Annotated in this window: 21 protein-coding genes; 11 read left to right on the plus strand and 10 right to left on the minus strand. The window is 64.9% G+C overall.

Going from position 1 to position 23279, the window contains the following annotated elements; genetic code table 11:
* Window positions 1-295: 295 nt before the first annotated feature.
* The gene (locus XH80_RS26560) at window positions 296-862 is read left to right on the plus strand and encodes an RNA polymerase sigma factor (protein WP_271601122.1); all 567 of its coding nucleotides are present in this window, start codon (window positions 296-298) and stop codon (window positions 860-862) included.
* On the opposite strand, the gene XH80_RS26565 is transcribed toward XH80_RS26560, so the two are convergent.
* From XH80_RS26565 to XH80_RS26585, 5 genes are all read right to left on the minus strand, one after another.
* Window positions 859-3591 carry a bifunctional diguanylate cyclase/phosphodiesterase gene (locus XH80_RS26565; protein WP_271601123.1) on the minus strand — a complete coding sequence of 911 codons (2733 nt, stop codon included), beginning with the start codon at window positions 3589-3591 and terminating at the stop codon, window positions 859-861. The two genes, XH80_RS26560 and XH80_RS26565, sit on opposite strands and share 4 nt — an antisense overlap.
* 221 nt (window positions 3592-3812) lie before the next feature.
* Entirely contained in the window at window positions 3813-4328 is a 516-nt protein-coding gene (moaC, locus tag XH80_RS26570) for a cyclic pyranopterin monophosphate synthase MoaC (RefSeq protein WP_271601315.1), read from the minus strand.
* Between the two features lie 16 nt (window positions 4329-4344).
* Window positions 4345-5166 carry an indole-3-glycerol phosphate synthase TrpC gene (gene trpC / locus XH80_RS26575; protein ID WP_271601124.1) on the minus strand — a complete coding sequence of 274 codons (822 nt, stop codon included), beginning with the start codon at window positions 5164-5166 and terminating at the stop codon, window positions 4345-4347.
* Window positions 5167-5173: 7 nt separating this feature from the next.
* Entirely contained in the window at window positions 5174-6187 is a 1014-nt protein-coding gene (gene trpD / locus XH80_RS26580) for an anthranilate phosphoribosyltransferase (protein WP_271601125.1), read from the minus strand.
* A 14-nt stretch (window positions 6188-6201) separates the two neighbouring features.
* Window positions 6202-8100, minus strand: coding sequence for a SurA N-terminal domain-containing protein (locus tag XH80_RS26585; RefSeq protein WP_271601126.1), 1899 nt, complete (start codon window positions 8098-8100; stop codon window positions 6202-6204).
* Window positions 8101-8323: 223 nt separating this feature from the next.
* On the opposite strand from XH80_RS26585, the gene tpiA reads away from it, so the two are divergent.
* The 3 genes from tpiA (at window position 8324) to XH80_RS26600 (ending at window position 11406) form a co-directional block, all read left to right on the plus strand.
* Window positions 8324-9079, plus strand: a complete 756-nt coding sequence (tpiA, locus tag XH80_RS26590; RefSeq protein WP_271601127.1) for a triose-phosphate isomerase — start codon at window positions 8324-8326, stop codon at window positions 9077-9079.
* Between the two features lie 139 nt (window positions 9080-9218).
* Window positions 9219-9608, plus strand: a complete 390-nt coding sequence (gene secG / locus XH80_RS26595) for a preprotein translocase subunit SecG (RefSeq protein ID WP_220005706.1) — start codon at window positions 9219-9221, stop codon at window positions 9606-9608.
* 166 nt (window positions 9609-9774) lie between these two features.
* Window positions 9775-11406, plus strand: a complete 1632-nt coding sequence (locus XH80_RS26600) for a CTP synthase (protein WP_271601128.1) — start codon at window positions 9775-9777, stop codon at window positions 11404-11406.
* A gap of 40 nt (window positions 11407-11446) precedes the next feature.
* On the opposite strand, the gene XH80_RS26605 is transcribed toward XH80_RS26600, so the two are convergent.
* From XH80_RS26605 to XH80_RS26620, 4 genes are all read right to left on the minus strand, one after another.
* A complete protein-coding gene (locus tag XH80_RS26605) occupies window positions 11447-13105 on the minus strand; it encodes a hypothetical protein (protein WP_271601129.1) in 1659 nt (552 codons plus the stop codon).
* 148 nt (window positions 13106-13253) lie between these two features.
* Window positions 13254-13889: a class I SAM-dependent methyltransferase gene (locus XH80_RS26610; RefSeq protein WP_271601130.1), complete on the minus strand. Its 636-nt coding sequence runs from the start codon at window positions 13887-13889 to the stop codon at window positions 13254-13256.
* 111 nt (window positions 13890-14000) lie between these two features.
* Complete coding sequence (locus tag XH80_RS26615; RefSeq protein ID WP_271601131.1) at window positions 14001-15377, minus strand: sensor histidine kinase; 1377 nt, start codon at window positions 15375-15377, stop codon at window positions 14001-14003.
* On the minus strand, window positions 15374-16048 hold the full coding sequence (locus tag XH80_RS26620) for a response regulator (RefSeq protein ID WP_271601132.1): 675 nt from the start codon (window positions 16046-16048) through the stop codon (window positions 15374-15376). The genes XH80_RS26615 and XH80_RS26620 overlap by 4 nt, the downstream gene beginning before the upstream one ends.
* Before the next feature lie 195 nt (window positions 16049-16243).
* Here XH80_RS26620 and XH80_RS26625 point away from each other — a divergent pair, with 195 nt between their 5' ends.
* The 4 genes from XH80_RS26625 (at window position 16244) to XH80_RS26640 (ending at window position 19364) form a co-directional block, all read left to right on the plus strand.
* Window positions 16244-16570, plus strand: a complete 327-nt coding sequence (locus XH80_RS26625; RefSeq protein ID WP_271601133.1) for an NIPSNAP family protein — start codon at window positions 16244-16246, stop codon at window positions 16568-16570.
* Between the two features lie 116 nt (window positions 16571-16686).
* Window positions 16687-17538: a 3-deoxy-8-phosphooctulonate synthase gene (kdsA, locus tag XH80_RS26630; protein WP_271601134.1), complete on the plus strand. Its 852-nt coding sequence runs from the start codon at window positions 16687-16689 to the stop codon at window positions 17536-17538.
* On the plus strand, window positions 17538-18749 hold the full coding sequence (locus XH80_RS26635; RefSeq protein ID WP_271601135.1) for an MFS transporter: 1212 nt from the start codon (window positions 17538-17540) through the stop codon (window positions 18747-18749). The genes kdsA and XH80_RS26635 overlap by 1 nt, the downstream gene beginning before the upstream one ends.
* Before the next feature lie 147 nt (window positions 18750-18896).
* The gene (locus XH80_RS26640; RefSeq protein ID WP_271601136.1) at window positions 18897-19364 is read left to right on the plus strand and encodes a universal stress protein; all 468 of its coding nucleotides are present in this window, start codon (window positions 18897-18899) and stop codon (window positions 19362-19364) included.
* A 37-nt stretch (window positions 19365-19401) separates the two neighbouring features.
* Here XH80_RS26640 and queF read toward each other — a convergent pair whose 3' ends face one another.
* Entirely contained in the window at window positions 19402-19878 is a 477-nt protein-coding gene (queF, locus tag XH80_RS26645) for a preQ(1) synthase (protein WP_057756723.1), read from the minus strand.
* Between the two features lie 112 nt (window positions 19879-19990).
* Between queF and eno the strand changes: the two genes are divergently transcribed.
* The 3 genes from eno (at window position 19991) to XH80_RS26660 (ending at window position 23234) form a co-directional block, all read left to right on the plus strand.
* Window positions 19991-21274 (plus strand): phosphopyruvate hydratase, encoded by a 1284-nt coding sequence (gene eno, locus XH80_RS26650; RefSeq protein ID WP_271601137.1) that lies wholly within the window; start codon window positions 19991-19993, stop codon window positions 21272-21274.
* A gap of 48 nt (window positions 21275-21322) precedes the next feature.
* On the plus strand, window positions 21323-22456 hold the full coding sequence (locus XH80_RS26655; RefSeq protein ID WP_271601138.1) for a zinc-binding dehydrogenase: 1134 nt from the start codon (window positions 21323-21325) through the stop codon (window positions 22454-22456).
* A gap of 226 nt (window positions 22457-22682) precedes the next feature.
* The gene (locus XH80_RS26660; protein WP_271601139.1) at window positions 22683-23234 is read left to right on the plus strand and encodes an NADPH-dependent FMN reductase; all 552 of its coding nucleotides are present in this window, start codon (window positions 22683-22685) and stop codon (window positions 23232-23234) included.
* The last annotated feature ends 45 nt before the right edge of the window (window positions 23235-23279 follow it).

Here is a 23279-nt window from a genome sequence, read left to right on the forward strand (position 1 = left end):
ACGCGCGCCAAGACCTCGCGCAGCGAGCGACATGATCGGTCCTGGTCGGCACCCGCGCGCGCTGCGCGTCGAGCAGAAGAATGCCCGCATCGCGATCGTCGGCTCAGGTCATCCCCTGTGCGCCGCTGTAGCGGCGAGCCCTCGCGACCAATGCTCGGACGGCTGCCGCACTAGCGAACGGAGCGTGTCCGATTGACGCGTTCCCGATCAAGCCAAGCGATCTACCGAACGTCATGCAAGGACTTTGGTCATGAAATCGCCGAACGAGAGCCGACCGGCGCGGAGAGCCGGCTCCTTGGAAGCGCAGGAGAGCGTTGTTCGTACTGCTCTCGTCAGCAGTTACGATCGCCTCCGCAGCTATCTGCAGCGACGCTTTGGCGGGAGGGCGGAAGCGGAGGAAGTGCTCCAGGCGTTCATGTTGCGCGCACTGGAGCGGTCGGGCGACATTCGTGATGCGGACTCGGTTCGAGGTTGGTTGAGCAGGGTCCTGGCAACGACCATCGCCGACTTTCACCGTCAGAGATTGAAGAGCAGGACGCGGGAGATGCCGTTTCCGCACGAGCTCAACGACCGTCTTGCAGCCGACCAGGATGCCGCGGCGAATACCGTGGTCTGCGAGTGTCTTCATACCCATTTGACCTTGCTGAAGCCCGAGCACGCCGAAGTCATCAGGAGGATAGATCTTGCCGGTGAACCGCGGGAGCTGGTTGCCGCCGATCTGGGCGTGACCGTGAACAATCTGACCGTTCGTCTTCACCGCGCGCGAAATGTCCTGAGGGAGCGTCTCGAGCAGACCTGCGTTGTATGTCTTGAGGAGAGCTTCTGGGAATGCCGCTGCGCCGGCAGCCGAACTCCGCCCTAGCCAACCTCGCGCCGACGGCCTGGTTCGGCCTCGCGCTGGGCGAGCCGGCTGCGATGAAGCGCGAACAGCTCCAGCATCCTGTCGGCCGGTTTCGCGGCGCTGAACAGATAGCCCTGCATCTCGGTACAGCCGAGCGTGCGCAGCAGCCGCTGCTGCTCCTCGGTCTCAACGCCTTCGGCCGTGGTTGCCATGCGACGGGCGCTGGCGAGATTGACCACCGCCTGCACGATGCTGGCGGAGCCGTCGGGACCGGCGATGTCGTTGACGAAGCAACGATCGATCTTGATCTTGTCGAACGGGAAGCGGTGCAAATAGCTCAGCGAGGAGTAGCCGGTGCCGAAATCGTCGAGCGCAATGCGCACGCCAATGGCGCGGAGCTGGTGGAGGATCGCCAGCGCGGTGTCATCGTCGCGGATCAGCACGGCCTCGGTGATCTCGAGCTCGAGCCGGCTCGCCGGCAGGCTGGAGGCGGCCAGCGCTGCCACGATCTTCATCGCCAGCGTGCCGCTCTTGAACTGAACCGGCGAGACGTTGACCGCAAGGCGAATGTCGTCGGGCCAGGTGGCCGCCTCACGGCAGGCGGTCGACAGCACCCATTCGCCGATCTCGTTGATCAGCCCGGTATCCTCGGCGATCGGGATGAACTCGGCCGGCGAAACCATGCCGCGCTCGGGGTGGCGCCAGCGCACCAGCGCTTCGCAGCCGGTGATGCGATCGTCCTTCAGGCTGACGCAGGGTTGGTAATAGACCTCGAGGCCGCCTTCGCACCCGCCTTGGGCGATGGCGTGGCGCAGGTCGATCTCCAGCCGGCGCCGCTCGCGCACCCTGGCGTCCATCTCCGGCTCGAAGAAGCGATAGGTGTGACGCCCGGCAGATTTGGCGGCGTACATCGCCATATCAGCGTTCTTCAGGATCTGGTCGAGCGCGTTGCCGTGTCGCGGCGCCAGCGCGATGCCGATGCTGGCGTCGGTGGTGAGGTGATGGCCCATGCAATCGAACGGCGTGCGGATCGCGGCGAAGATCCGGGCAATGAGCTCGTTGACCTGGTCCTGCGAGGTCACCGCGCCCTGCACGATCGCAAACTCGTCGCCACCGAGCCGGGCAACGAAATCGTTTGGGCCGGCGCAGCGACGCAGGCTCTCCGCCACGGACTTCAACAGCTCGTCGCCGACGAGATGGCCGAGCGCGTCGTTGACGCCCTTGAACTCGTCGATGTCGATGCAATGCACGGCGAGCTCTTCGTCGCGGCCGATGGCGGCTAGCGCTTCGCGCAGATGTTCGTGGAATTTGGCGCGGTTGGGCAGGTCGGTCAGCGCGTCGTAGTGGGCGAGGTGGGTGATGCGCTCCTCGGTGCGGCGCCGCTCGGTGATGTCCTCATGGGTCGCGACCCAGCCGCCGTCGGCGAGAGGCTCGTTGACGATCTGGATCGAGCGGCCATCGCTGGTGTCGACCACCATGGAATTGCGCACGTGGATGTCGCCCAGCACGCGCGCGGTATACTGGTCGACATCGCCCGTGAACGAGCCCGTCTCCTTGCGGTGCGCGATGATGTCGCGGAAACTGTAGCCGGGTCTGACGATGTCGGGCGACAAGCCGTACATCTCGATGTAGCGCTGATTGCAGACCACCAGCTGCTGCGAGGCGTCGAACAGCAAAAGGCCCTGGGTCATGTTGTTGACGGCGCGATCGAGACGCTGCTTCTCCAGTGTCAACCGTTCCCGGGACATGCGGTGCTGCTCCAGCAGCTTGCGCACGATCGCGGTCAACACGCCCGCGATCGCAAGCGCGGACGCGCCGGCGACCGAAATCAGGATTCCGATCTGTTCCCGCCAGTCGGCCAGCGCTGCCGCGCGCGTTGTCGTCGCCATCATCAGGATCGGGAAGTGGGGGAGGGTGCGCGCCGAGGCCAGCCGGTCCTCGCCGTCGATCGGGCTCACCATCCGCCCCGCGAAATGGTCTTGCGTGAAGATCCTTTGCTGCTCGAACGAGCCGTTCCTGAAATTGCGTCCCATCATGTCGCTCGATTGGGGAAAGCGGGCAAGCAGTGTGCCGTCCCGATGCAGCATCGAGATCGTGGCGCTATCGCCGAGCATGAGGGTTTCGAAGAACTTCTCGAAATTAGCCGGCTCGATGCCGCGTCCGACGGCACCCATGAACTCGCCGTGTGGCCCCATGATCCTGCGCAAGATCAGGATGGTCCAGGCGCCGGAGATGCGGCTGTGAACCGGTTCGATCAGCACGTCGGGCGCCTGCGGATCGTACCGGAACGTGCGGTAATAGGCGCGGTCGGCAACGTTGACCTTCGGAGCCGGCCATGCCGTCGAGGAATTGATCACATTGCCGTCGGCGTCGATGATGTTGACGCCGCCCATGTACGGCAGCGCCTCGATCTTCGAGCGCAGCATCCGGTGCACGTCCTCGCCGGAGAGGCGCTTGCGGAAGTCATCCGCGGTCAGGATTCCGCTGAGGCGGACGTGGTCGACGAAGTCCTTTTGGATGACCACGAAATCCTGCAATTGCTGATCGAAATGATGGGCGAGCAGCAGCGCGGTGTTTTCCAGTTCGCGACTGGAGTTGCGCAGCGCGCGCTCGCGGAAATTCTGCGCCATCAATACCGCGCCGACGGCGATCGCCGCGATGAGCAATGTGCCGCCCACCACGAGCCAGCGGATCGGTCCGCTGCGCACGAAGGCCTGGTCGAAGAGGCGGCTGCCGTATCTTGTCATCATGTCGATCGCTGCCGTCCACACACGTCAGGGTGGCTACTTGATCCTCATGACATCCGTCGGTTTACGGGATCGATGTGGAGGCGACGTTAGGAATCGCGGTTAACGCGACATAAACGGATGCGCACAAATGCAATCGATACCCACGGCGCCGGTCTCGCACTTGCTGTCATCACGTTCGTGAGCGGCCTGGGCAGCAAGCTCAACGCTGACATGGCACCGGATCAGGCGCGGTAATGGCCCGACTTGCCGCCCAGCTTTTCGATCAGATGGATCCTCTCGATGCGCACGCCGCGCTCGACCGCCTTGATCATGTCGTAGATGGTGAGGCAGGCGACCGTCACCGCCGTCAGGGCTTCCATCTCGACGCCGGTCGGGCCAGTCACCTTGACGCTGGCGCGGACCACGCAGCCCGGCAGCTTCGCATCGGGCTCGATGTCGACCGTGACCTTCGACAGCGCCAGCGGATGACAGAGCGGAATCAGCTCCGAGGTCCGTTTCGCGGCCATGATTCCGGCGATGCGTGCGGTGCCGAGCACATCGCCTTTCTTGGCGTTGCCAGACACGATCAGGTCGAGCGTTGCCTTTTCCATGACGACACGGCCTTCGGCAACGGCGAGCCGCTCGGTCGCGGCCTTGTCCGAGACGTCGACCATCCGCGCCTCGCCGGTGGCGCCGATATGGGTGAGGGCAGGGCCCGCCTTCTTCGAAGGCCTGGTCTTCGCAGGCCTGCGCGCCAGAATCTTGCGCACCATGTCAGCGCGCGCCCGTGGCACGGGCCTTGGTCTCGCGCGCGAGCAGCGTGCGCGTGGCGGCAGTGACGTCGGCCTGCCGCATCAGGCTCTCGCCGACCAGAAAGGTCGACATGCCCACGCGCTCGAGCCGGGCGAGGTCTGCGGGCGTGAAGATGCCGCTTTCGCCGACCATCAGCCGCCCCTCGGGGATCAGAGGCGCCAGCATCTCGCTGGTCGCCAGCGACGTCTCGAAGGTGCGCAGGTTCCGGTTGTTGACGCCGATCATCGGCGAACGCAGCTTCAGCGCCCGATCGAGCTCGGTCCGGTCGTGGATCTCGATCAGCACGTCCATGCCGTAGGCGATCGCGGCGTCTTCGAGATCCCTGGCCGTCGCGTCATCCAGCGCGGCCATGATGATGAGGATGCAGTCGGCGCCGTGCGCCCGCGCCTCGACGACCTGATAGGTGTCGAACAGAAAATCCTTGCGCAGCACAGGCAGCGAGGTCGCCGCGCGTGCCGACACCATGAAGTCGAGATGGCCCTGGAACGAGGGCGCATCGGTCAGCACCGACAGGCAGGCCGCACCGCCCGCTTCATAGGCCTTGGCCAGCAGGGGCGGATCGAAATCTTCGCGGATCAGCCCCTTGGAGGGCGAGGCCTTCTTCACCTCGGCGATCAGCGCGTAATCGCCATCGGCATGCTTGGCCTTGATTGCGCGCACGAAGCCGCGCGGCGCGCCTTGCGCCCTGGCCTGTGCCTCGAGCGCCGAGAGCGGCTGCGCGCGCTTGGCCGCCGCGATCTCCTCGCGCTTGTAGGCCTCGATCTTGGTCAGGATATCGGACATGACGGGTTCAGCTGTTCGAGACCGCGATCAGATGTTTCAGTCGCGCATTCGCAGCGCCGCTGTCGAGCGATTTCGCACCGATCGCGACGCCTTCCTTCAGGTCCTTGGCGCGGCCAGCGACGACCAGCGCCGCGGCGGCGTTCATCAGCGCGACGTCGCGATAGGGGCTCGGTTTGCCGTCGAGCACGTTTTGCAGAGCCATCGCATTGGCGTCGGCGTCGCCGCCCTTGAGGGCGCCGGGCTCGCAGCGCGGCAGGCCGACGTCCTCGGGCGTCACCTCGAAATTCCTGATCTCGCCATTGTGGAGCGCCGAAACGAAGGTCGGGCCGGTGAGGGTGATCTCGTCGAGGCCGTCGGAGCCGTGCACCACCCAGGCGGATTCGGAGCCGAGATTCTTCAGCACCTGCGCCAGCGGCTGCACCCATTGCCTGGAGAACACGCCGACCATCTGCCGTTTCACGCCAGCCGGGTTGGTGAGCGGCCCGAGCAGGTTGAAGATCGTACGGGTGGCGAGCTCCACCCGGGTCGGGCCGACGTTCTTCATGGCGGGGTGATGGGCCGGCGCGAACATGAAGCCGATGCCGCATTCGCGCACGCAGCGCCCGACCTGCTCGGGCTTGAGGTCGAGCTTGACGCCAAGCGAGGCCAGCACGTCGGCGGTGCCCGAACGCGACGACAGTGCGCGGTTGCCGTGCTTGGCGACGGGAAGACCGGTGCCCGAGACGATGAAGGCGGCGCAGGTCGAGACGTTGACCGAGCCGGAGCCGTCGCCGCCGGTGCCCACGATGTCGACCGCGTCGGCGGGGGCGTCGACGGTGAGCATCTTCGAGCGCATCGCCGTCACCGCGCCGGTGATCTCCTCCACGGTCTCGCCGCGCACGCGCAGCGCCATCAAGAGGCCGCCCATCTGCGAGGGGGTGGCCTCGCCGGACATGAGGGCGTCAAAGGCGGATGCGGCTTCCTCACGCGACAGGCTGGCGCCGGTCGCCACTTTTCCAATGATCGATTTCAGGTCGTCCATCGCGTGCTTTCAACTCACTGGTTCGCGCCGGTCACTTGCGCGAAGGCGGCCTGATTAATGGTGGTTCCGATGTCGGTTTCAAGCTTGTTGACGTAGGAGGCGACCAGTTCATCGGTCAGCGACTTGCCGACGCTCTCCTTCAGCTTCTTGACGGCATCGGAGGCGGTGTCGACCGCGGGATCGACGATGTCGGTGACGCGGAAGACGATGACTTCGGTGCCGCCGGTCACGGGCGCCTGCCCGACGCCGTCCTTGGCGGTGCGGAAGGCGGCCGCAACGATGTTGGCGGGCACGCCGGCCGGAGTGTCGTCGCGCTTGAAGCCGCTGGCGGTCTCGACCTTGGCGTTGACCGCTGCGGCCTCGTCGGCGAGCTTGCCGCCCTGTTCGAGCTTCTGCACCATTTCGGTCGCCTTCGCCTTCAGCTTGGTGGCGATCTGGTCCTGGCGCCAGCGCGCCTCGACCTGGTCGCGGACCTCGTCGAGATTGCGGTCGCGCGACGGCGTGATGGCGAGCACGTCGTACCAGACGTAGCCGCCCTTGAACGAGATCGGGTCGTTGTCGACGCCGACATCGCTGTTGAAGGCCTGCGACGCCACATCGAGGCCCGGGGGAATGTTGGCGACCGGCTGCCCGTTCGGCGCCCGGCCGGAGCGGTCGACGGCGTCGATGGTCACGGCCGTGAGCCCGAGCTTCTGCGCGGCATCGGCGACGCTGGTGCCGGCACCGCGTTCGTCCTCCATCTTGTCACGGAGCTCGCCGACCTTGCTGCGCGCGCGCTCGGTCGCGATGGATCGCTTCACGTCGGCGGCAAACTTGGCGTAGTCGGCCTCGGCGGCGGGCTCGATCTTCTCGACCTTGACGATCGAGACGCCAATCGGGCCGTGGATCGGCTGGCTTATCTCGCCGACGGAAAGCGCGAAGGCGGCATTGCCGACGGTGGGTTCGAGCGAGGATTTCGTCACCAGGCCGAGATCGACATCGGAGGCCGTCAAACCGCGCTCTTTGCCGAGATCTTCAAAAGACATCCCGCCGACCAGACGCTCGCGCGCGGCCTGCGCCTGGGCGGCATCAGGAAACACGATCTGCTTGATCTGGCGCTTCTCCGGCGTGGAGAGTTGGTTCTTGCGCTGATCGAACAGTTTCTTCGCGTCATCGTCGGAGACGTCGCTCCACTTGGCGATCTCCTCAGGCGAGATCATGGCGAAGACGATCTTGCGGTATTCGGGCGCGCGGAACTGGACCTTGTGATCCTCGAAATAGGCGGCGAGTGCCTCGGGCGAGGGGGGATCGATGGTGCCGGCCTGCGCCGTATCGAGCCTGACGAACTCGATCGAGCGCTGCTCGTTCTGGAAGCGCGTCGCCACCTCGAGCATGGTTTTCGGCGGCTCGAGGCCGGCACCGATCGTGCCCGTGATCTGCCGGCGCAGCGCTACCTTGCGCTGCTCGGCCACGTAGCGCTGCTCGGTGTAGCCGAAATTACGGATCAGCCCCTGGAAGCGGTTCGCATCGAACTTGCCGTCGACGCCCTTGAAGTTCGGGTCGTTCATGATGAGCTGGCGGACCTGCTCATCGGATTGGCCCAGCCCCATCTGTCGCGCGTTCTCGTCGAGGGCGGCTTCCGCAATCGTCTGCTGCAGCACCTGGCGGTCAAGGCCGAACGCGCGCGCCTGGTCCGGCGTGAGGGGACGGCCGAACTGGCGGCCGATCTGCTGCAGGCGGTCGGTGTAGATCTGGCGGAACTCGTTCAGCGAAATCTCGGTGTGGCCGACCTTGGCCAACGTGGACTGCCCGAAGCCCCGGAAAATGTCGGCGATGCCCCAAATGCCGAAGCTGATGATCAACACGCCCATCACGACGGCCATGATGGTCTTGCCGACCCAGTTTGATGAGGCCTTGCGCATTCCTCGAAGCATTTGGTCCAACTTGTCTTGATAGGAGGGGAACGGGAGCGCGTCTTAATGCAGATTCCGCAAAAGCGCGTCACCAAATTGATATGCCATCATAAAGTGGCGGCTTTCGCCCCGCAACCTCGCCTCAGGCCGGCCCTCGAAGTTGCGGTTAGAGGCGTCTGGTCTCTGGAACTGCCACGGCGCCTCTGCTAGCGCATGCACAAACCTCATTCCGCTGGACATTGACATGACCGAAGCCATCCGCCCCTTGATCGCCGGCAATTGGAAAATGAACGGCCTGAAAGCCCAGGCCGCCGAATTCGACGCCATGCTCAATGGTGCGGCAGAGGTATCAGGCAAGGCCGATCTGCTGGTCTGCCCGCCGGCGACCCTGATCGCGGCCTTTGCCGAGAAGGCGCGGGGCAAGAAGGTCGCGGTGGGAGCCCAGGACTGCCATCCCAAGGCCTCCGGCGCCCATACCGGCGATATCGCGGCCGAAATGTTGGCGGACGCAGGCGCGAGCGCCATCATCGTCGGCCATTCCGAGCGTCGCGCCGACCACGGCGAGGGCGATGCGCTTGTCAGGCAGAAGGCGGAAGCCGCCTGGCGAGCCGGGCTGGTCGCGATCGTTTGCGTTGGCGAGACGCAGGCCCAGCGCGATGCCGGCCAGACCCTGGACATCGTCCGCGGCCAGCTCGACGGCTCGCTGCCGGACGGCTCCACGGCCGCCAATCTGGTCGTGGCCTATGAGCCGGTCTGGGCGATCGGCACGGGCCTCACCCCCACGGCCAAGGATGTCGAGCAGATTCATGGGTTTATCCGGGAGTTCCTGAGCTCCAGGTTCAAGGCTGACGGGGCGAAAATGCGGATCCTCTATGGCGGGTCGGTCAAGCCGTCGAACGCAGCCGAGCTGATGGCGGTCAAAAACGTCAACGGCGCGCTGGTTGGCGGCGCCAGCCTGAAGGCGGCCGACTTCCTTGCGATCGCGAAGGGTTGCCCCTAGCTAAGTCAAAGCTTTGATCCGGGGGCGATCGGGGGTGGCAATACCCCCTCCGATCGTGTAACACCGCGCAACTTCAGGAAAACCCGCGAAGCGCGATCGGCCGCCGTCAGGCGCCGCCCGCTTGTGACGGAAGGATAGCATGCAGACCGTTGTCATCGTCATCCACCTCATGATCGTCGCCGTCATGATCGGCGCCGTGCTGCTGCAGAAGTCGGAAGGCGGCGGCCTCGGCATGGGCGGCGGTGCTGGCTTCATGTCGAGCCGTGGCACTGCGAATCTCTTGTCGCGAACCACCGCGGTCCTCGCGGCGGGCTTCTTCCTGACCAGCCTGTTCCTGTCCTGGTACGCCGGTTACAACCGCGCGCCGTCCTCGATCATCGGCCAGCCCGCGTCACAGACCCAGCCGGGCGGCGCCAACCCGATCACCGCGCCGACGTCGGGCGGTATTCTGGACACGCTGAAGAAGGCGGACGAGCAGCAGCAGGCTCCGGCGGCTCCGAGCGGCCCGCAGGTGCCGCGCTCGCAATAAAGCAGGGGGGCCATGCAGGACGGTGGCTAGCGTCCTGCATCAACAATCCCCATCAAGGCTCTGTCACCATTCTTCGTTTTGGCTCACCCACAGGCCCGCAGATTCTTTGGGGCTGAATACGAATCGCTTTGGCGAATCGGGTTTGAGGGATTAGAGGTTAGGTCCCATGGCGCGGTACATATTCATCACCGGCGGCGTGGTTTCTTCGCTCGGCAAGGGTCTCGCTTCAGCGGCGCTCGGTGCCCTGCTGCAGGCCCGGGGCTACAAGGTCCGCCTCCGCAAGCTCGACCCCTATCTCAACCTCGATCCCGGAACGATGTCGCCGTATCAGCACGGTGAAGTGTTCGTGACCGATGACGGCGCGGAGACCGATCTCGATCTCGGTCACTACGAGCGCTTCACCGGACGTCCTGCGACCAAGCAGGACAACATCACGACGGGGCGCATCTACCAGGACATCATCTCGAAGGAGCGCCGCGGCGATTATCTCGGCGCGACCATCCAGGTGGTCCCGCACGTCACGAACGCCATCAAGGAATTCGTGCTGTCAGGCAATGACGAGTACGACTTCGTGCTGGTCGAGATCGGCGGCACCGTCGGCGACATCGAAGGCCTGCCGTTCTTCGAGGCGATCCGCCAGCTCAAGAACGAGCTGCCGCGCGACCACGCCGTCTACATCCACCTGACGCTGCTGCCTTACATCCCGAGCGCCGGCGAATTGAAGACCAAGCCGACGCAGCATTCGGTGAAGGAGCTGCGCTCGATCGGCATCCAGCCGGATATCCTGCTGTGCCGAACCGACCGTGAGATCCCGAAGGAAGAGCGGCGCAAGCTCGGCCTGTTCTGCAACGTGCGCGAAAGCGCCGTGATCGAGGCGCGCGACGTCGACAACATCTACGCCGTCCCTGAGGCCTATCACAACGCCGGCCTCGACGATGAAGTGCTCGCCGCCTTCGGCATCGGCTCGCGGATTCCGCCGGCGCTGCAGAGCTGGCAGAAGATCAACGAGCGCGTCCGCAACCCCGAGGGCAACGTCACCATCGCCATCGTCGGCAAGTACACCGGCATGAAGGATGCGTATAAGTCGCTGATCGAGGCGCTCTCGCATGGTGGCATCGCCAACAAGGTGAAAGTCAATCTCGACTGGATCGAGAGCGAGATCTTCGAGAAGGAAGATCCGGCGCCGTTCCTCGAACACGTCAACGGCATCCTGGTGCCGGGCGGCTTCGGCCAGCGCGGCGCCGAAGGCAAGATCAAGGCGGCGCAGTTCGCGCGCGAGCGCGACGTGCCGTATTTCGGCATCTGCTTCGGCATGCAGATGGCCGTCATCGAAGCCGCGCGAAATCTCGTCGGCATCGAGGACGCCAACTCCACCGAGTTCGGCCCGACCAAGGAGCCCTTGGTCGGCCTGATGACGGAGTGGCTGCGCGGCAACGAGCTCGAGAAGCGCTCGCAGGCCGGCGATCTCGGCGGCACGATGCGCTTAGGGGCCTATCCCGCCGCGCTCAGCCGCGGCAGCCGCGTCTCGCAGGTCTATGGCGGCGCGACCGAGATTTCCGAGCGCCACCGCCATCGCTACGAGGTCAACACCGCCTACAAGGATCGCCTCGAGCAGCACGGCCTGAAATTCTCCGGCCTTTCGCCCGACGGCGTGCTGCCCGAGATCGTCGAATACGAGGATCACCCCTGGTTCATCGGCGTCCAGTTCCACCCCGAGCTAAAATCGCGGCCGTTCGAGCCGCACCCGCTGTTCGCCTCGTTCATCGAGGCGGCGGCGAAGCAGAGCCGGCTGGTGTAACCGGCTCAGCCGTTTCCGGTGATCTGTCTCGCACGGTCGCTTACGCGGCCGCCATCTCCATCCTGCGACAGAAGCAGGATGCCTTGATCGGCACCTCCGCCCGGGCCTGGGCGAGATCGAGCCGCTGCTTGATCAGCGGCGTCTCGACCTTGTCGCCACGCCGCACCAGGCATTCATGCAATCCGTGAAGTGACCACAGATTGTCGGGATGCTGACAGGCCCGGCTTAGCTTTCCATCGAGGCCGAGGTCGGAGCGGTACACCGCCTCGGCTTCCTCGATCCGTCCCTGCTCCAGAAGCAGCGCGCCGAGCGCGTGGCGCGGCGGCTGCATCCATCCCCAGGGCTCGTCATAGGGCAATGCGTCGCTGAGTGCGACCGATCTGCGCAACTCGGCAAAGGCCATGTCGTAGTTGCCCTTGCGATATTCCAGCTCCCCATTCAGCATGGCGTCGGCCACACCAAGCAGGTTCACGACCTTGTTGTTGTGCACGAGCCGGCTTTCCGGCACGCGGGTCTTTGCCTGCGCGAACAGCGCCTTTTCGGTTTCGGCCTCAGTGACGTGGCCAAGCGCCGAATGAGCGACCGCCTTGGCGTAGTGGATCATGGCGGTCACCGAGCAGTACAACTCGCGATCCTCCGGCAGCTTTTGCGCGATGATATCGTTCCATTTGCCGAAGCGCACGAGCACGTGCTGCTTCATCGTCAGGTAGCCTTCCAGGAAGTCGGCCATGGGTGGCGATTGAATGCGCAGCACCGGATCGGGCACGGTCGCAATGAGCTCCTCGGCTGCCGCAATGGCGGGAGCATATTGGCCCAGGAACATCGCGCCGTAGATGGCGAAGTGGAAATTATGGATGACATAGACCAGGTAGACACCTGGATCGTCGGAGTAAGCGAGGAACTTTCGATCCGTTGCCAGCGCCTTCTGATTGTACAGCAGGACGTCGTTGTATTGTCCGCACAGCACATCGAGATGGGTCGGCATGTGGATCAGATGTCCGCTGTCGGGCGCGATCGTGCGCAGCCGGTCGCCGGCTCGCATTGCTCGTTGCGGGAACGGCGACATCTCCATGAGATGGACGTAGAGATGCAGCAGCCCCGGGTGATCCCATGCCGCCGGCATCCTGTCGAAGGCCTGTTCGAGAACCGTCCTGCATTCCTCGGTGCCGGCTCCCGCCGTCGGTTTTCCAGAGGTCAGGTCCCACATCAGCCACGGCGTCTCGTTCATGATCGCCTCGGCAAGGATGGCCCGGACATCGAGATCGTCTGAATATGTCGCGAAGACCTTGCGCATCTCCTGCGTGAAAGCCTTGTCCCACGGCGCCATGTCCTCGATGGCCTCGCGCTGGGGATAGCGCGCAGGCAACGCACGGATCAGCGCGCGCTCGACCGGGCCAGTCTTGTCCGCATGCGCGAGAGCGTCCTGCGTCGCATCGTAGGATGCCGCGAGCGCCAGCTGACGGCCGTGGGCGTCATAGCGAACCCAGGGAAGGTTGTAGTTGGGGCCCGATGCGTAGGCGATGCCCCAGTGCGCCATCGCACAGTTTCCGTCGTACGCCAGCGCTTTGCGAAAACACTTGATCGCTTCACCGTGGTTGAACCCGAACACCCAGTTGAGCCCTCGGTCGAACCAGAGCTGGGCCTCGGGCGACGAGGTGGTGATTTTGCGGCTGTAAGGGCCGAGATCAAAATAGGTCAATGTCTTGCCTCCCCTGATCGCGTTGGCCGCGGCGCCATCTGCCCTTGAGCGTCACCGGCGGCTCATCCGCAAGATCGAGCCGCGACAATACCAAGAAGAGCGCCCGAGCGCTATTGAGCCCATGCTCGCAATTAGGGAGGCGGTTGGTCTAACAATCCGCTTGCGCTGGGGCGGGTGTTGAAGCCTCCTGCGCCAGCGATCCCGCAATCAGCGTCATTTGCGGTCGCCGGGTCAGCTTGTAGACGGCGGCCGGCGGCACGTTCATGAAGGCCCGGTCCACCAGCGTTGCGCGCAGGCCGAGGCGGTCGAGCACCGGCCGCGGGATCGGACAGCTCATGCCATAGGTGAACTGGTAGAAGGCGCCGCCGGGGCGGACATAGCTGAATGCGCCGCTGACGATCGAGATGACCTTGCGCGTCGACATGTTGAGCAGCGGCAAGCCGCTCACGACCGCACCGACGGGCGAACCGTCATAGAGACGCTCCGTCGCCAGCCGCGCCGCATCCATCCACAGCACGCGCGCGCCGGGAAAGCGCATCTGCAACAGCTTCATGAAATCCGAGCCGTATTCGATCAGCGTGAGATCCTGCTGCCTGACGCCGCGCTTCAGCAGCTTGTAGGTGAATGCGCCGGTGCCGGGACCGAGCTCGAGGATCGGGCCGGTCTTCTCGGTAATCTCGCGCGTGATGAGATCGGCCAGCGCCGCACCCGATGGTGCGATGGCGCCGACCTGGCGCGGTGAGGACATCCAGGACAGGAAGAAGGAGAGAAAATCGTTGGGCATGCGCACTCCGGCATTTCGGTTGCACCTCATGAAACCAGAGGTGATGCGAATGCACTGTTGCGCCGCTGGATTGCGACAGCATTGCGGTGCGAGGTGCGGATGCAGATTGATTCAATCCTGCCGATGTGGCGGCAGCGTCATTCTGAAGCAGGTGCCGCCGTCTGCGCCGTCGGTGACCGCGACCTGGCCGCCATGCAGCAGCACGATCTCGCGCACCATGTTGAGACCAAGGCCGGCGCCACGGTCGAGCGGGGTGAGCCGATAGAACGGCTCGAAGATCTGCTCGCGCTGATCTTGTGGAATGCCGGCGCCTTCGTCGGTGACCTCGATGCAAGCGGGCTTGCTGACGCGAATGCCGATCGTGCCGCGGCGCGGGCCGTGCTGGATCGCATTCTGCACGAGATTGGTCAGCGCCCGTTCCAGCGCGGCTGCGTCACCAATCGTCTCGACCGGCGTTGAGGGCGCATCGAGCGCAAGCTCGTAGCCGGCGGCAATGGCCAGCGGCGCGAGGTCGGCGGCCGCGCTCTGCGCGACCGCGACGAGATCGACACGTGCAAAGGGATGGCCGCAGCGGTCGAGCCGCTGGATGTCGAGCAATTGCTCGGCCAGCGTCGCCAGCCGCGCAGTATCCTCCAGCAGCCGGGTCTTGTCCGGACCAGAGGGCAGCGATTCCAGTCGCGTATTGAGGATCGCGATCGGCGTGCGCAACTCGTGCGCGGCGTCCGCAACGAAACGCTTGTGCCTGATATAGCCCTGGTCGAGCCGCGCCAGCGCATCGTTGACTGCGGTGACCAGCGGCACGACCTCCAGCGGAATCCGCTCCACTGACAGCCGCGCCCCCCGCTGATGAATGTCGATGCGGCGCGCCTGGTCCGCGGTTGCATCCAACCCCCGGAAGGCGCGCTGCACGATCATCGGCGTCGCGATGAAGGTCGCGGTACCCATAATCAGCAGGCCGGGCAGGGCGATGCCGAGAAACGCCAGCGAGGTCATGAAGAGTGCCTTGGCGCCGGTCAGCCGTCCCTGCGTCGCGGTGATGATCTGCACATTGCCGGCATCGGTGTTGACGCGCTTCAGCCGCGCCGCCGGCTTGCGCGGATCATCCTCCAACATCTGCCAGCCGAGCCGCGCCTGGCTGATATGGTCGAGACCGCTGCCGATCGTTGCGAATTCCGCCGGCACGGCGCCTTCGGTCAGCGAATGTCCTTGCCGGTCGCGGACCAGGAACCAGAGGTCCGGTGTCTCGGAACGCAACTGTGTCAAATCGGGCGTCGACCGCAGAATCAGGCCACCAGCTGCGTCGCGTGCAAGCGCGCGCTGCACGACATCGATGACGCGGTCCTCGTCGCGCTCCGCCAGCACGAAGCCTGAGGCGCAGAGCGCACCGACGATCACGCCGACCAATGCCAGCAGCAGCGCGGCCTGGAGCGCGAGCAGGCGCCAGCTCAATCGCGAGCGCAGGCAATAGGGATCGTCGTGCCTGCTCATGTGAGCTTCTTCAGGAGATAGCCGACGCCCCTGATGCCGTGGATCTCTACGCCGGCGTCGGCCTCGGCAAGCTTGCGGCGCAGCCGCGAGACATGCGTGTCCAGCGCGTTGGACTGGATCTCGTCGTCGAAATTGTAGACGGCTTCCTCCAACGCCGCGCGCAGCACCGTGCGGCCCATCCGGCGGATCAGGGCTTCGAGCACCAGCAACTCGCGGCGGGGAAGCTCGAACGGCTGGCCGTCGATGCTGGCCTCGCGATGGTTGAGGTCGAAGGCGATGCGGCCGGCGCGGATGACGTCCGGGGACAGGCCCGCGGGCCGCCGCAGCACCGCCCGCAATCGCGCCAGCAGCTCTTCGACCGCGAACGGCTTGGCGAGATAGTCGTCGGCACCGCTGTCGAGCCCGGCGATGCGGTCGGCGAGCTCGCCGCGCGCGGTCAGAACGATGATCGGCACGCCATCGGCGCGCGCCCGCAACTTTGGGATCAGCGTGAGGCCGTCGCCGTCGGGAAGCTGGCGGTCGAGCAGGACGGCGGCATGGACGTCGGCGGAAATCGCTTCCTCCGCCTCCGCAAGCGTCGGGGCGTGATCCACCACCATGTCGTAGCGTTTCAGTGCCGACGAAAGGGCGCCGGCCATCTCGACTTCATCCTCGACAAGCAAGATCCGCATGTGACAGGTACCCTAACTGAAACCGAGCCATTCTAGCGGCCCGATCATTGCGGCAGCATTGCGGGAACAGGCGCTGCGCGTGGCCGGGTCCCGTCCAGCCATGCGCGAAACGCTGCGGGGGCGGCCGGGCAGGGCTCAAGACAGCCCTATGGCCGATCGCTATAACCGTCGCACCCTTCCAGGGAGGAAACGAGAATGATCTACGAAATGCGCCAGTATCGCTGCGTGCCCGGTCGCCTGCCGGCATTGCTCAAGCGGTTCGAGACTGCCACGCTGAAGATCTGGGAGAAGCACGGCATCAGGCAGGCAGGGTTCTTCACCACGCTGATCGGCGAATCCAACCAGGAGCTGACCTATTTTCTGGCCTGGGAGTCACTGGCCGAGCGCGAGAAGAAATGGGGGGCATTTATGGCCGATCCAGAATGGGTGGAGGCGCGCGCCAAGTCCGAAGCGGATGGCCAGATCGTTGCCAACATCGTCAGCCAGATTCTGGCTCCGACTGCTTTCTCTTCAGTCAAGTAGCCGTCGTTCCGGACAGGTGGCCGTGGCGCAACCCTGATATTCAAAGGTCAGGGCCGAATGGGGTTGATCCCGCCCATTCGGCCGCTATGGTCGCGCCGAAACAGGGATTTTGCGTCTTGAGCACCAGTCAATCTGCAGCGCCGGTCGTCAGCGTCGGGTCGGTCAAATTCGGCAATGATCTGCCGATCTCGATCATTGCAGGTCCCTGCCAGCTCGAAAGCCGTCAGCATGCGCTCGAGGTGGCCTCCGCGCTGAAGGAGATCGCCGCACGGCTCAAGATCGGTCTCGTCTACAAGACCTCCTTCGATAAGGCCAACCGCACCAGCGCCTCGGCCGCGCGCGGCCTTGGCCTCGCGCAGTCGCTGCCGATCTTCGCCGAGATCCGTTCCTCCCTTGGCCTGCCCGTGCTGACCGACGTGCACGATGCCGCGCAATGCGCCGAGGTGGCGCAAGCCGTCGACGTCCTGCAGATCCCGGCTTTTCTGTGCCGGCAGACCGATCTGCTGCTGGCCGCAGCCGCAACCGGCAATGTCGTCAACGTCAAGAAGGGGCAGTTTCTTGCGCCCTGGGACATGGCGAATGTCGTTGCGAAGATCACCAGCGCTGGCAATCCCAACGTGCTCGTCACCGAACGCGGCGCCTCCTTCGGCTACAACACGCTAGTCTCTGACATGCGTTCGCTGCCGATCATGGCGCGCACCACCGGTGCGCCCGTGATCTTCGATGCCACCCATTCGGTGCAGCAGCCGGGCGGGAAGGGCGCGTCCTCCGGCGGCGAGCGCGAGTTCGTGCCGGTGCTGGCGCGCGCGGCCGTCGCCGTCGGCGTTGCCGGTCTGTTTATCGAGACGCATCCCGATCCAGACAGCGCGCCGTCGGACGGACCCAACATGGTGCCGCTGCGCGACTTCGAAGGACTGATCGCCAGGCTGATGGCATTCGACGCGGTGGCCAAGGGCCAAGCGCACTGATGCACGAGCGCGTGGCAAGATCGTCGTCCGACCAGAAGTTTCCACCTGCGATCAACATCATCGCACTTGCCAGCTTCTCCGCCGCGTTGTCGACGCGCGCGCTCGATCCGGTGCTGCCGCATGTTGCCGAGGAATTTTCGATCAGCATCACGACGGCGGCGAGCATTGCGGCCGGCTATGCGTTGATCTACGCGCTGATCCAGCCGATCGTTGGTGCGGCAGCCGATCTGTTCGGCAAGGCGCGGCTGATGACGTTGTGCCTGGCGCTGCTCGGTGCCGCCTGCATTCTGGGCGCGCTCTCGACCACCTTCTCGGGCCTGTTCGCCAGCCGCATGCTCGCCGGCATCGCCTCGGGCGGCGTGTTCCCGGTTGCGCTCGGCCTCACCGCCGACCTGGTCGCGCCGGCGAAGCGGCAGGTGGCGATCGGCCGCACGCTGGCGGGCTCGATGACGGGCAACCTGCTAGGTGCGACCGCATCGGGCATCATCGGCGACCTCGTCGGCTGGCGCGGCGTGCTGGTGATCATCGGTGCGCTCGGGCTGATCGCGGCCGTCGCGGTCGCGGCGGGCTTTCGCGGTGCCGCGCTCACGGCGCGGCCGAAGAGCGATCTGAGGACCTTGCGGCAGGGATATCGCACCATTCTCGCCAATCCGAACGCGCGCTATTGCTATTCGGCCGTGTTCGTCGAGGGCTGCTGCGTGTTCGGCCTGTTTCCCTTCATCGCCGCGCTGCTGTTCGATCTCGGCGAGACCTCGCTGTCGATCGCGGGCATCGTCATCGCGGGCTTCGCGGTCGGCGGGCTGTTCTATACTTTCACGGTCGCGCGCTTCCTGCCGCGACTGGGCGTCAAAGGGATGATGATCGCTGGCGGGAGCCTCGTCGCGCTTCAGCTCGCAGCGCTCGCCCTTGGCCCCGGCTGGAAGGTCCAGTTCGCCATCATGCTGCTGATGGGCTGGGGCTTCTACATGATCCATGGCTGCCTGCAGGTGTTCGCCAGCGAGCTGTCGGTCGAGGCGCGGGCAACAGCGATGTCGCTGCACTCGTTCTTTTTCTTCATGGGCCAGACCGTCGGTCCGCTCGCCTACGGGTTCGGTCTGGCGCATGCCGGCAAGGCGCCGACCCTGGCCGCAAGCGCCGTGCTCATGGTGCTGCTGGGCCTTGCCTGCGCCGCGCTGCTGAGGCCGCGGGCGCCGTCCGACGCGCGAGCCTGATCCAGGGCCGCGACCGGCGTGTGAAGTGGCGTAAAAGCCGGGATATCGAGATTAAAACAAAAGCGATTGGACCGGCGGCGAGGATCGGATCATATTCGCCGGGGCATCAATTGCGAGGGCATGCGGGGCGCGCAACAAGGAGCCGCAATGTACGCCAATCTTCTCTTGAGCACCGATGGTTCGGACGTCGCCACAAAAGGCCTCGAGCATGGAATTGCGCTGGCGAAAGCGTTGAATGCCAAAGCGACGATCATCACCGTGACCGAACCGCTGCCGATCGACTATGGCGGAGGATTTGACTCGGGATGGGTGCCGTCGCAGGAAGAGGTCGACAATTTTGACGCGGCCTGCAGGGAACGCGCCGGCAGGGTACTCGATCGGGCACGAGGCATAGCCGAGCAGCGCGGGATGCCGGTCGAACTCCTGCACGTTCCCAATTCGCACCCGGCCACGGCGATTGTCGAAACCGCAAGATCCAGAGGCTGCGATTTGATCGTCATGGCCTCTCATGGGCGCCGCGGCCTCAGAAAGCTGTTTTTGGGAAGTCAGACATCCGAGGTGCTCGGGAACGGAAGCGTGCCAGTCTTGGTCGTGCCGCCCGACGCCACGGCGTGACTATGTCGCGCCGGATGTCAACGTCAGGGCTCTCCCACTAGCCCCGGCCACGATACGGCGCGACGCCTTGCTCGGGCACCCACAGGCCCTTCGGCACGCGGCCGGTCTGCCAGAACACGTCGATCGGAATGCCGCCGCGCGGATACCAATAGCCGCCGATGCGCAGCCATTTCGGCTTGATCTCGCGCGCGATGCGCTTGCCGATCATCACGGTGCAATCCTCGTGGAACGCGCCGTGATTGCGGAAGCTCGCGACGTAAAGCTTGAGCGATTTCGACTCCAGCAGCCACTGGCCGGGCGCGTAGTCGATCATCAGATGGGCGAAATCGGGCTGTCCCGTGACTGGGCAGAGCGAGGTGAATTCCGGCACGGTGAAACGGACCAGGTAGTCGGTCCCTCCTTGCGGATTGGGCACGCGATCGAGCTGAGCTTTCTCAGGCGCATCTGGCCATTCCACCGCGCGACCGAGTTGCAGGCTGGGTGAGGTGTTCGATTTGCTGGGTTTTTTCGACATGCGGCCCTCATAGCCAATCATTCGGCGGCCGTCACCCGGCCTTTTCCGTCTCGATGCATTGCGGTAGAAGCACCCGCGAACTGCCCCCTTTGTTCCCGGAAAAGAGGCCCTCATGACCGCCATCATCGACATCATCGGACGCGAAATCCTCGATAGCCGCGGCAATCCCACCGTCGAGGTCGACGTTGTGCTGGAGGATGGCGCGCTTGGCCGCGCCGCGGTGCCGTCCGGCGCCTCCACCGGCGCCCATGAGGCGGTCGAGCTGCGCGACGGCGACAAGGCCCGCTATCTCGGCAAGGGCGTTACCAAGGCGGTCGGCGCCGTCAACGGCGAGATCTTCGAGGCGCTGAGCGGCCTCGATGTCGAGCAGCAGGCCCAGATCGACCAGATCATGATCGATCTCGACGGCACGCCGAACAAGAGCCGGCTGGGCGCCAACGCCATTCTCGGCGTCTCGCTCGCCTGCGCCAAGGCCGCGGCGAATTCGCTCGACATGCCGCTCTATCGTTACGTCGGCGGCACCTCGGCGCGGCTGCTGCCGGTGCCGATGATGAACATCATCAATGGCGGCGTGCACGCCGACAACCCGATCGACTTCCAGGAATTCATGATCCTGCCGGTCGGTGCGCCTTCCTTTGCCGAAGGCCTGCGCTACGGCGCGGAAGTGTTCCACACGCTGAAGTCGGAGTTGAAGAAGGCCGGCCACAACACCAATGTCGGCGACGAGGGCGGCTTCGCCCCGAACCTGCCGTCGGCCGACGCCGCGCTGGAGTTCGTGATGAACGCGATCGGCAAGGCCGGCTTCAAGGCAGGGGCCGACATCGTCCTCGGGCTCGACTGCGCCTCGACCGAGTTCTTCAAGGACGGCAAGTACGTCTATGAAGGCGAGGGCAAGACCCGTTCGGTCTCCGAGCAGGCCAAGTATCTCGCCGACCTCGTCGGACGCTATCCGATCGTCACCATTGAGGACGGCATGTCGGAGGACGACATGGACGGCTGGAAGGAGCTCACCGACCTCGTCGGCAAGAAGTGCCAGCTGGTCGGCGACGATCTCTTCGTCACCAATGTCAAGCGCCTTGCCGAAGGCATCAAGGCCGGCCGCGCCAATTCCATCCTGATCAAGGTCAACCAGATCGGCACGCTGACCGAGACGCTTGCTGCCGTCGAGATGGCGCACAAGGCCGGCTACACCTCGGTGATGTCGCATCGCTCCGGCGAGACCGAGGATTCCACCATCGCCGACCTCGCGGTCGCCACCAATTGCGGTCAGATCAAGACCGGTTCCCTTGCGCGTTCCGATCGCACCGCCAAATACAACCAGCTGCTGCGCATCGAGCAGCAGCTCGGCAAGCAGGCGCTGTACGGTGGCAAGGCGGCACTGAAGGCGCTGGCATAAGCGGGGTCACCGCGCGAAAGCGCGAAACGAGGACAGGGGAGGATCGACATGAGCGACGGCAAGACCGGACTGCAACTGCGTTCGCTGATCAAGAGCAGCGGTGAGCTGGAAATCTCGCTTCTGGAGGTGCCGACCCCCGAGCCCGCGGACGACGAGGTCGTCGTCCGCATCGAGGCGGCGCCGATCAACCCGTCCGACCTCGGCCTGCTCGTTGGCGCTGCCGACATGAGCACGGCCAAGGCGTCCGGCACGAAAGAAGCGCCCATCATCACCGCGAAGGTGCCTGACGGAGCGATGCGGGCGATGGGGGCGCGGATCGATCAGTCGCTGCCTGTCGGCAATGAGGGCGCCGGCGTCGTCATCAAGACCGGCTCGTCGGAGGCCGCGAAGGCGCTGATGGGCAAGACCGTCGCGATGATTGGCGGGGCCATGTACGCGCAGTACCGCACCTTGAAGGCGAGAGACTGCCAGGTGCTACCCGAGGGCACCAGTGCGGCGGAGGGCGCCTCCTGGTTCGTCAACCCGCTCACCGCGCTCGGCATGACCGAGACGATGCGGCGCGAGGGCCACAAGGCGCTGGTGCACACCGCGGCCGCCTCCAATCTCGGGCAGATGCTGAACAAGATCTGCATCAAGGACGGCATTCCGCTGGTCAACATCGTGCGCAGCAAGGAGCAGGCGGAGATCCTGCACAAGATCGGCGCCAAATATGTGGTCGATTCCAGCGTGCCAAGCTTCCTCGACGACCTCACCAATGCACTGGTCGAGACCGGTGCCACCATCGCGTTCGACGCGATCGGCGGCGGCAGGCTTGCCGGCGACATTCTCAACTGCATGGAAATCGCGATCAACAAGACCGCGAAGGAATACAGCCGCTACGGCTCCAGCGTGCACAAGCAGGTCTATGTCTACGGCGGGCTCGACGTTCGTCCGATCGAACTGCCGCGCGGGTTCGGCATGGCCTGGGGCGTCGGCGGCTGGCTGCTCACCCCGTTCCTGCAGAAGATCGGACCTGCCGATGTGGGACGGCTGCGCCAGCGCGTCGTGAGTGAATTGAAGACGACCTTTGCCAGCCACTACACCAAGGTGGTGTCGCTGCAGGAGACGCTCGATCCCGCCAACATCGCGGTGTACGCCAAACGCGCCACCGGCGAAAAATTCCTCATCAACCCAAATAAGTAATCGCGATTTGGGACGGCAGATCACCATCTGATCCCATTTTGCAGATTTGCACGAAAGATCGGGCCGCCGCTTGGCGGTCCGGTGGTTTTCGGCGACCGTCTGCTTCTCGGAAACCCAGCGTTTCCAAACCAGCCCGGTTCATGCACTTGCATCCTTTGCTCCGGATCGCTTAAGTGCCGACGGCACTTCCCCTTCAAGGTTTCAAAGACAAGCCAAGGATAATCTGATGGCCTACAACATCGTCGTGATCGCCGGCAGCCTGCGCAAGGACAGCTTCTCGCTCAAGATCGCCAACGCGCTCGCCAAGGTCGCGCCTAGCTCCCTCAAGCTCGAGGTGATCACCCCCGCGGGCATTTCGTTCTTCAACCAGGACCTCGAAGGCGCGCCGCCGGCCGACTGGCTGGCCTTCCGCGAGAAGCTGCAGAAGTCCGACGGTGTCATCTTCGTCACGCCGGAATACAACCGCGCCATCCCGGGCGTGCTGAAGAACGCCATCGACGTCGCCTCGCGCCCCTACGGCAAGAGCTCGTTCAACGGCAAGCCGGTCGGCATCATCTCCAACTCGCCGGGCCCGCTGGGTGGCGTCAGCGCCGCCAAGACGCTGCAGAACATCCTGCCGGGCATCGCCGGCCCGATCATGCAGCAGCCCGAGACCTATCTGAACGGGGTCGGCGACGCCTTCGATGCCGAGGGCAACCTGACCAAGGACTCGCTGAAGGGCGTGCTCCAGGCCTACGTCGACGCGTTTGCCGCGCACGTCGCCAAGCATCACGGGTAAGCCGCTCATTCCGTCATTCCGGGGCGATGCGAAGCATCGAGCCCG

The organism is Bradyrhizobium sp. CCBAU 45384, from assembly GCF_028128665.1.
In the GTDB taxonomy this organism is placed as follows: domain Bacteria; phylum Pseudomonadota; class Alphaproteobacteria; order Rhizobiales; family Xanthobacteraceae; genus Bradyrhizobium; species Bradyrhizobium manausense.

Excerpts from the sequence above, each read along its gene's own strand:
- trpC (WP_271601124.1), bottom strand. The coding sequence starts at position 5,166 with ATGTCCGATATCCTGACCAAGATCGAGGCCTACAAGCGCGAGGAGATC.
- XH80_RS26635 (WP_271601135.1), top strand. The coding sequence starts at position 17,538 with ATGCACGAGCGCGTGGCAAGATCGTCGTCCGACCAGAAGTTTCCACCT.
- tpiA (WP_271601127.1), top strand. The coding sequence starts at position 8,324 with ATGACCGAAGCCATCCGCCCCTTGATCGCCGGCAATTGGAAAATGAAC.
- XH80_RS26640 (WP_271601136.1), top strand. The coding sequence starts at position 18,897 with ATGTACGCCAATCTTCTCTTGAGCACCGATGGTTCGGACGTCGCCACA.
- trpD (WP_271601125.1), bottom strand. The coding sequence starts at position 6,187 with ATGGACGACCTGAAATCGATCATTGGAAAAGTGGCGACCGGCGCCAGC.
- XH80_RS26660 (WP_271601139.1), top strand. The coding sequence starts at position 22,683 with ATGGCCTACAACATCGTCGTGATCGCCGGCAGCCTGCGCAAGGACAGC.
- XH80_RS26585 (WP_271601126.1), bottom strand. The coding sequence starts at position 8,100 with ATGCTTCGAGGAATGCGCAAGGCCTCATCAAACTGGGTCGGCAAGACC.
- XH80_RS26625 (WP_271601133.1), top strand. The coding sequence starts at position 16,244 with ATGATCTACGAAATGCGCCAGTATCGCTGCGTGCCCGGTCGCCTGCCG.
- XH80_RS26615 (WP_271601131.1), bottom strand. The coding sequence starts at position 15,377 with ATGAGCAGGCACGACGATCCCTATTGCCTGCGCTCGCGATTGAGCTGG.
- XH80_RS26600 (WP_271601128.1), top strand. The coding sequence starts at position 9,775 with ATGGCGCGGTACATATTCATCACCGGCGGCGTGGTTTCTTCGCTCGGC.
- XH80_RS26620 (WP_271601132.1), bottom strand. The coding sequence starts at position 16,048 with ATGCGGATCTTGCTTGTCGAGGATGAAGTCGAGATGGCCGGCGCCCTT.
- secG (WP_220005706.1), top strand. The coding sequence starts at position 9,219 with ATGCAGACCGTTGTCATCGTCATCCACCTCATGATCGTCGCCGTCATG.
- queF (WP_057756723.1), bottom strand. The coding sequence starts at position 19,878 with ATGTCGAAAAAACCCAGCAAATCGAACACCTCACCCAGCCTGCAACTC.
- eno (WP_271601137.1), top strand. The coding sequence starts at position 19,991 with ATGACCGCCATCATCGACATCATCGGACGCGAAATCCTCGATAGCCGC.
- XH80_RS26610 (WP_271601130.1), bottom strand. The coding sequence starts at position 13,889 with ATGCCCAACGATTTTCTCTCCTTCTTCCTGTCCTGGATGTCCTCACCG.
- XH80_RS26655 (WP_271601138.1), top strand. The coding sequence starts at position 21,323 with ATGAGCGACGGCAAGACCGGACTGCAACTGCGTTCGCTGATCAAGAGC.
- XH80_RS26565 (WP_271601123.1), bottom strand. The coding sequence starts at position 3,591 with ATGATGACAAGATACGGCAGCCGCCTCTTCGACCAGGCCTTCGTGCGC.